Annotated in this window: 5 protein-coding genes and 2 pseudogenes; 3 read left to right on the forward strand and 4 right to left on the reverse strand. The window is 67.5% G+C overall.

The features are described from left to right. The first annotated feature begins 34 nt into the window (after window positions 1-34). Entirely contained in the window at window positions 35-454 is a 420-nt protein-coding gene (locus STSP_RS28515; RefSeq protein ID WP_232789827.1) for a MerR family transcriptional regulator, read from the forward strand. A gap of 76 nt (window positions 455-530) precedes the next feature. Further along, entirely contained in the window at window positions 531-1,370 is an 840-nt protein-coding gene (locus STSP_RS28520; RefSeq protein WP_232789828.1) for a carboxymuconolactone decarboxylase family protein, read from the forward strand. 598 nt (window positions 1,371-1,968) lie between these two features. On the opposite strand, the gene STSP_RS28525 is transcribed toward STSP_RS28520, so the two are convergent. The 3 genes from STSP_RS28525 to STSP_RS28535 all read right to left on the reverse strand — a co-directional run bounded on the left by STSP_RS28525 (window position 1,969) and on the right by STSP_RS28535 (window position 5,682). Continuing rightward, complete coding sequence (locus STSP_RS28525; protein WP_067283734.1) at window positions 1,969-3,399, reverse strand: replicative DNA helicase; 1,431 nt, start codon at window positions 3,397-3,399, stop codon at window positions 1,969-1,971. Window positions 3,400-3,533: 134 nt separating this feature from the next. Beyond that, window positions 3,534-4,808 (reverse strand): hypothetical protein, encoded by a 1,275-nt coding sequence (locus tag STSP_RS28530; RefSeq protein WP_067283735.1) that lies wholly within the window; start codon window positions 4,806-4,808, stop codon window positions 3,534-3,536. 544 nt (window positions 4,809-5,352) lie between these two features. Continuing rightward, window positions 5,353-5,682 (reverse strand): helix-turn-helix domain-containing protein, encoded by a 330-nt coding sequence (locus tag STSP_RS28535; RefSeq protein ID WP_067283737.1) that lies wholly within the window; start codon window positions 5,680-5,682, stop codon window positions 5,353-5,355. A 938-nt stretch (window positions 5,683-6,620) separates the two neighbouring features. On the opposite strand from STSP_RS28535, the pseudogene STSP_RS28540 reads away from it, so the two are divergent. After that, window positions 6,621-7,016, forward strand: a pseudogene (locus tag STSP_RS28540) (GNAT family N-acetyltransferase); the annotation flags it as partial. 4 nt (window positions 7,017-7,020) lie between these two features. Here STSP_RS28540 and STSP_RS41335 read toward each other — a convergent pair. After that, window positions 7,021-7,165 (reverse strand): annotated as a pseudogene (locus STSP_RS41335) (transposase); the annotation flags it as partial.

The raw sequence follows: 7,165 nt of genomic DNA on the forward strand, positions 1-7,165 counted from the left end.
CGTTGAAGCGCGCTTCAACTCGTACGGTCGTCGTGTGGCGACCGAGCGGATCGAACAGATCGACGGAACTCTGACCATTGCCGAGACGTCCGAGCTGACCGGGCTCAGCCCTTCCACTCTCCGCTACTACGAACGCATCGGGCTGATCGACGGCGTGGAGCGCGGGCCGGACGGACGGCGCCGTTATCAGGCAGCGGATCTGGCCTGGATGGCGTTTCTGCTGCGGCTGCGGACGACCGGGATGCCCATCCAGGGGATGTTGGCGTTCGCGGAGCTACGCCGGGGCGGAGACGCCACCGTGCGGGAGCGGCTGGAGCTCTTACGGAGGCACCAGGCACAGGTCAGGAGGAAGTATGAGGCCGTCATGCGCAGCCTCGACGCCATCGACAACAAGATCGCGCACTACGAGCGACTGGTGGAGGAACGGGATGGGGAAAGCGGACGAGAGGCGTGACGCACGGCGGGGGGACGAGGTGGGCAGGGACAGGCGGGCCCTCCTGCGGTACGGAGCTGTTGGAGGGGCCGGCGCGATGGCGGCCACTCTGACGAGGCCAGGCGTGGCGATGGCCGACGATGCGGATCGTGGGCCGTCCAAGCGGTATGCGCGGGGCGCTGCCCGTATGGAGGAGATCGCCGGGGAGGATGCCCTCGCCACGGTGGAGGCGCTGGAGGACATCGCGCCGGATCTGGGGCGCTTCGTGGTCGAGTTCGCGTACGGGGATGTGCACGCGCGGCCCGGACTCGACGTAAGGCAGCGGCAGTTGGTGACGATCGGCGCACTGACCGCCGCCGGGGACGCCGCCCCGCAGTTGCGGTTCCACATCGGCGCGGCGCTGCATGTCGGACTGGACGCGGCGCAGGTGGTGGAGGCGCTGATCCACCTGGTCCCCTTCGCGGGGTTCCCGCGGACGCTCAACGCGCTGGCCGCCGCGCGTACCGTGTTCGACGAGCGAGGGGTACGCATCGAGCCGATCGAGGCGGAGCCCGGCGGGAACCGTTATGCACGGGGCGAGGACAAACTGCGGGAGGTCGACGGCGAGCACGGCATCGAGGTGATCGAGTCCCTGAACGACGTGGCGCCGGATCTCGGCCGATACATCGTCGAGTTCCCCTTCGGAGACATCTACACGCGACCGGGGCTCGACCTGCGGCAACGGCAGCTTGTCACCCTGGGCGGACTGATCGCCTTCGGCGACACGGCACCCCAGCAAAAGGTGCACTTCAACGCCGCGCTCAGGGTGGGACTCTCACCGCGGCAGGTGATCGAGACGGTCATCCAGGCTGTGCCGTACACGGGGTTCCCCCGCGCGCTCAATGCCGTCGGTGTCCTGCGCGAGGTCTTCGAGGAGCGCGGGATCCGCCCCGTCTGACCGGTGCGAGCACCCTGGAACGGATGGCGAGCCGTCGCCCGGCTCATCGACTCGGCCCACGGCCCGAAGGCGGGGCCGTGGCTCGAGGCTCGCGGCCCGCCTGTCGATGTGCTGGACAACCGCGGATTGGGTCATGACCTGGTCCTCGCCGGCGAGGACTCTGGCGACCAGGGTCGCCTACTCGGCCCTCGGCAGGAAGCGAAACACCGCACCGGCAGCACCGACTCGAACGCGACCCGAGTTACTGCCTTGAGCAGGACGTCCACAGTCCACCGCCGTCGCCGTCGCCGTCGGCCCACTCGACCTCGACCAGATCCCGGTCCATCTCCACCTCCAGCACACACATACAGGCCGAAAGCGACCGGTGACAGGTGTAGTGAGGAGGAGACCAGCGAAGTTAGATCAAACCCCGCGAACCGAAGCAACGCCGCCGCTCAGCACCTGACGCAATGGGAATCCGACAGCACGAACGAGAACGAATGGGAATCCGATAGTTTCAATGCGACAGGACACTCGGAGTCTCACAACGGCGGCATAAGTGCCACCGTTGTGCCATCGCGGCTGAGACTGTGCCACGAAATCTGGACCCCACAACCGGTCAGGTACCGACGCCCATATCCCTGACCCGGCTGAACCGCCCCTGGAAGGCGCACGAGACGATGCCCGTCGAGCCCTCGCGGTTCTTGGCGACGATGAGGTCGATCTCGCCTGCGCGTTCGTGCTCGGGCTCGTAGTAGTCCTCCCGGTGCAGCAGTACGACGGCGTCGGCGGCCTGTTCGATCTCGCCGGACTCGCGCAGGTGGGACAGCTGCGGGACACGGTCGGACGTGGCCGTGGTGAGGCGCGAGAGCTGCGCGGCGGCGAAGATCGGGATGTCAAACTCCAGCGCGAGTTCCTTCAGGCCGCGGGCGATGGCGTCGACCTCGTTGGTGCGGTTGGCGCCCTTGGCGGCCTCGGGCCGGACGATCTGCAGGTAGTCGACGGCGAGAGCGGCGGGGAGCTGGTCCTCGATAGCCCAGCGGCGGAGGTTGGAGCGGATCTGCGCGACGGTGATGCCGCCGGGCGGGACGATCAGCCGGAGCGGGGCCTGCATGAGGATCTGCTTGACCCGGTCGTACCGCTTCCACTGGTCGGCGTCCATGGAGCGGGTGCGTACGGCGTGCTGGGGGATCTCGGCCTCGGCGGCGATCAGCCGGTTCATGATCTGACGGCGGGCCATCTCGAGGGAGACGAACGCGGCGGGCTTGCCGTGGATGACGGCCAGGTGCCGCATGAGGTCCAGGAGCACGACCGACTTGCCCATGCCGGGGCGTCCGGCGATGACGACGAGGTGGCCGGGCACGGTGCCGAGCATCCTCTGCAGGTTGGCGTATGGCATGGGCAGGCCGGGGTTCTCGCCTTCGGCCTGGGCCTCCTCCCACTCCTCCAGCAGCTCCGACAGGGGGGTGTCCCAGCCGGCCGGGTCCTTGCCGACGTCGAAGGTGGCCTGCAGCTCGAGGAGTTCGGACGCCGCGGCGTCGACGACCTCGGCAGGGGCGGCGTCCTGGGCGTAGCCCATGGCCGTCACACGGGTACCGGCCTCGATGGCCTTACGGAGCATCCAGCAGTCACGGACGATCCCGGCGTAATGCTCGGCGTGCGCCGCCGTCGGTACGGCCTGCACCAGGGTGTGCAGGTACGCGGCGCCACCGACCTTGGCGAGCTCCCCGCGCCGGGTCAGCTCGGCGGTCACCGTGATCGGGTCGGCAGGCTCGCCCCGGCCATACATGTCGACGATCGCGAGGTGGATCGTCTGGTGCACCGGGCGGTAGTACTCGTGGCCCTTGATGACCTCGATGACGTCGGCGATGGCGGCTTTGGACAGCAACATCCCGCCCAGGACCGACTGTTCGGCACTGAGGTCCTGCGGGGGAACGCGCTCGAAGCCGGCCGCTGCCTGACGCTGAGCGGGCACCAGCTCGGGCTCGCCGTGCTCGCCGCCGAACAGGCCGCCATCGGCGTCCGCGGACTGCTGTGACGCGCTGGACATGCGGATCCTTACCTTCCTAGGTCATCAGTCTTCCTCCACGGATCCCGTGCATCCCATGGATCCATGGACCGAAGTCGCCACGGCAGCCGTTCTTCGCGGAGCGGCCGCCGCACCGTACTCCGACGCGGCACAGGTCAGACGGCAGCGCGTTGCTTCACCGCACCGGGGTGGCACTCCGGGCACTTGATCAGCCGTCCCCCGGACGTCTTGCGGAACCGCTCTCCGAGGATCTCGGGGGGAATGCCGTCGTTGCACTCCCCGCACCAGTTCGGCACCCCTGGACGCTGGCCCGGCACCGGCACCTTGGCGCCCTTCGGCGGCGGGCACTGCGGATGGGTCTTGGCCCGGCCGAAGTCCAGGTAGTTGTTGCGCACCATGAACGGCACCACGCCGTGCAGCAGCCAGTCGACGGCATCACCGTCCTCGATCGCCTCGGCCGCGTCGGCGGCCACCGCCTGGACCTGGCGACGGCCAGGACGGGTACCGCGCTCGGCCTTCCACTGCTCCGCGAACGTCTCGGCGACGGCCACCGCGTCCTCGCTCAAGGGAGGCGCAGCGTCCGTCTCTCTCTCCTCTGTGGGGACCTCGTCCGGGACGGAGGTGTCCTGTGGAGCGACGGGCTCTGGCGGGGAGAGAGAAAGACTTCTTTGAAAGACTTCTTTGGGAACGGCGTTTCCGCTGGTCACAGGCTTGGCCGCGACGGATTTCCGACGAGTCCGGTCGGATTTCCGTCCAGTCCGGTCGGATTTCCGACCATCGAAGCGAGCTGCAGCTACCTCGCTCCGTGCCTGGTCGTTTCGATGGTCGGAAATCCGTCGAGCGTCGCTGGACGGCTGCCGGACCCCGGCGTCGGAAATCCGTTGAGCACCGCTGGGCGACTGCCGGACGCCGGCGTCAGTGCGGGTGTGCAGGGGCGGCTGAGGCGGGTTGTCGCGCCAGTCCGGGGTGTAGGCGTCGAGCTTGTCCCAGACGTTGCGCCAGCCCTCGTACGCGTCCGGGGGCAGGTCGTTGACCTTGTACGTGCGGAAGGTGTTCTGGATGGCGTTCTTGCCGCCGGAGGTCACCAGACGACCGCCGTCGGGATTGACCACGAGATTGTGGGCCGCCAGCAGACGCAGGGCGTCCTTGACCATGGTCAGGCTGGCCGGCTTGCCGTTGACGCCGGGGAGGAGCCAGCACAACTGGTCGATCGACATACGCCGCAGGGCTCCACCGTTACGCCGAACGCTCTCCGAGACCATCGACCGGAGCAGCAGGTACAGGTGCAGAGCGGTACGCGTCAGATCCGGCTGCAGCAGAACCCAGTCGCGGACCTGGGTGTACGACCAGTAGTCGGTGATGTCGCCGGTGAACTCGAGCAGTTCGTGGGCGTCATCGGTCCCCGGGGCAGGGGCAGTGCGCTGGCTCACCGGGTCACCTCACGCGGTGCGTCGCCCTGGGCGGAGTTGCCGGCGCCATTGACGGCGGCGGCCGGAAGGCGGTATGCGAGAGACCGGCCATGCAGCGGGCGTGCGGGGTACGCGATTCCCTCCGTCCGGGCGAGGGACCGGGACGCGTTCGAAGAAACACGCGGCGGCGGGATTTGCCGGGTCCAGGCGGTTCCGGTGCTGGTCAGGCGGTACAACGGGTCTTACCTTTCCGTTGTGATGTGAGCCCAGGTACCCGTTGATCTGCGGGGCGATCTCCCGCAAGTCCGCGCTGCCCCGTACAGTAGAGGCAACTCACGGGCGTCTGGTCAGGCTTCTGGTCAGGCTTGGCATCTGGTCAGGCTTTGCTTGGCACAGAGTTCGCCCGGGTTAGCGGCACCGGCCCCCTGGCCGGAGCCAGGGGTGATGCGGTGCGCCAGCACACATCACAGCTTTTGTGGAAGGACTCGCGGCAACCTTTGGCGAGGAGAGCGCGAGCCCTTTCTGGGCGGTGGCCCGGGACATCTAGTCCCGGGCCTCTTGCTTGTCAGGCGGCGGTCGCTGTCGCACGTCCGGGCAGGGCTGCCTGTGCGGGCAGCCCCTTGGCGGAGCGCAGGCAGGCGATGCGGACGGAGCGCAGCGCGGCATTGACCGCCTCTGTCGGGCCGGCGAGCAGAGCGTGTGGCGGAATACCCCAGTGGTCGGCAAGCCGACCGAGGTCGGCCAGCTTCCATGCCAAGTCGCCGCGTTGGCGACGGGAGATCAGCACCTTCGACCGGCCGAGCGCCGTGCCGATGTCGGTGAGGGACTCGCCGGTCACGTTGAGAACGGCAGCGATGCTCGCGCGGATCACCGCCTCCAGCGGATGCTGGTCCATGCATTTCCTCTTCTCGTTGTTCGCGCTACGCACGACTGATCGACGTAAACCCCACGTTTTCACAGGCGTTGGGAGCCTACCGCACGGGGAGCCCTTGTTTATGCACAGCGACTCCGGCGTTTCCTCTTGAAGTTGACGCCGCGACGGTGGCAGACAGCCGTCCCCGGAGGTCCATCATCTAGGCATCATCGGCGCCGTGGCGGCGAATCCGTCGACAACATCCCCCGCGAGGGTGATCCCAGCGGACTGCCCCCAGCCTGCGTGCCGAAGTGCACGGAGCTCGTCCATGGCTCTCCGGCCCACGGTGATGGGGCGGCGACCTCGTCCTGGTCTGAAGGTCGGAGGCCAGGTCGTTCGCCTGGGGCGAGCTCTTGGACTAGAGATCTTTAAAGGGGCGGTCGCAATTGATCGCACCTGCGAATCTGTTAACTGGATTACGCCGGGAAGCTGCTCGCCGACGAGTCGGCTGATGAGGGCAGTTCCGACCAGGTGCGCGACCTGTAGCAGCAGTTTTTATGGCGCACACACTGCCGTGTCTCCTGCACGGGCAGATGACCCTTGGCATGGTCCGCGGCCGAGATGGTGCGGACTCCAGCATTCCATACGCAAATTCTTTCGATCTTGGCCGCCCGTAACAGGTAGTAAGTCCAGAGGCCTGTCCGCTTCGTGGTCGCCAAGTGGGATCTCTTGTCCGGCCGGGTTTGGGAGGTCGAAGCGGGAACGCCGTTGCCGAACAGCTGGAGGGGCGGAGGCCGGCGGCGGTTGGGTGCGGCAGGGAGCTATTACGCCGTAATAGCTCCCTGACCCACCGGAGCGGCGACTCCAGCGTTGTACGCGGCGACGGCACGGACCGTCCAGGGCACGTCGGCGCGAGTGGTCTCGGCCCGCGTTAGTGCCGTAGCAGGCAACATTCGCCTCGTTCCTGTCAGACTGCTCCGATGATCGTCAGACTTGCGAGACAGGAAGACTTCCCTGGCTTCCTTGGGCTGGCGGCCCAGGTCGAGCAGTGGTTCGGTCCGATGGTGGAGGATGTCGGCTTCCACGACGCGGTGCACAAACACATTCGTCGGTCCACGGCACTAGTCGCTGTTTCCGCGGAGTCAGCTCTCCTCGGCGGGCTGTTGTTCGGAGCGAAGGCGCCGATCTACCACGTCCACTGGCTAGTCGTGTCGGAGCAGGCACGGGGGAAGGGCGTCGGGCGTGCACTGATGGAGGACTCGATGCGCAGGTGGGTGCGGGGCCCGGCCAGCATTGAGGTGGTCACCTTCGGAGCCGACCACCCTGGTGCTTGCGCCAGCGGCGCACGTGTCTTCTACGAGCGTCTCGGCTTCACCGTTCCTAGAGACTGAGCGGGAGTGAGTCCTGTTGCCAGAACTCTTGCTCGGTCGAACACCCCGAACGGTCTTGGGTGTTCTGGTCCACCGCGTTCGCTCCGCGTCCGGCGCGCGCGGATCGTGTCCGTGGTCCGGGAATGCGGGGGCGG

This window comes from Streptomyces jeddahensis (genome assembly GCF_001642995.1).
GTDB classification, from domain to species: Bacteria; Actinomycetota; Actinomycetes; order Streptomycetales; family Streptomycetaceae; genus Streptomyces; species Streptomyces jeddahensis.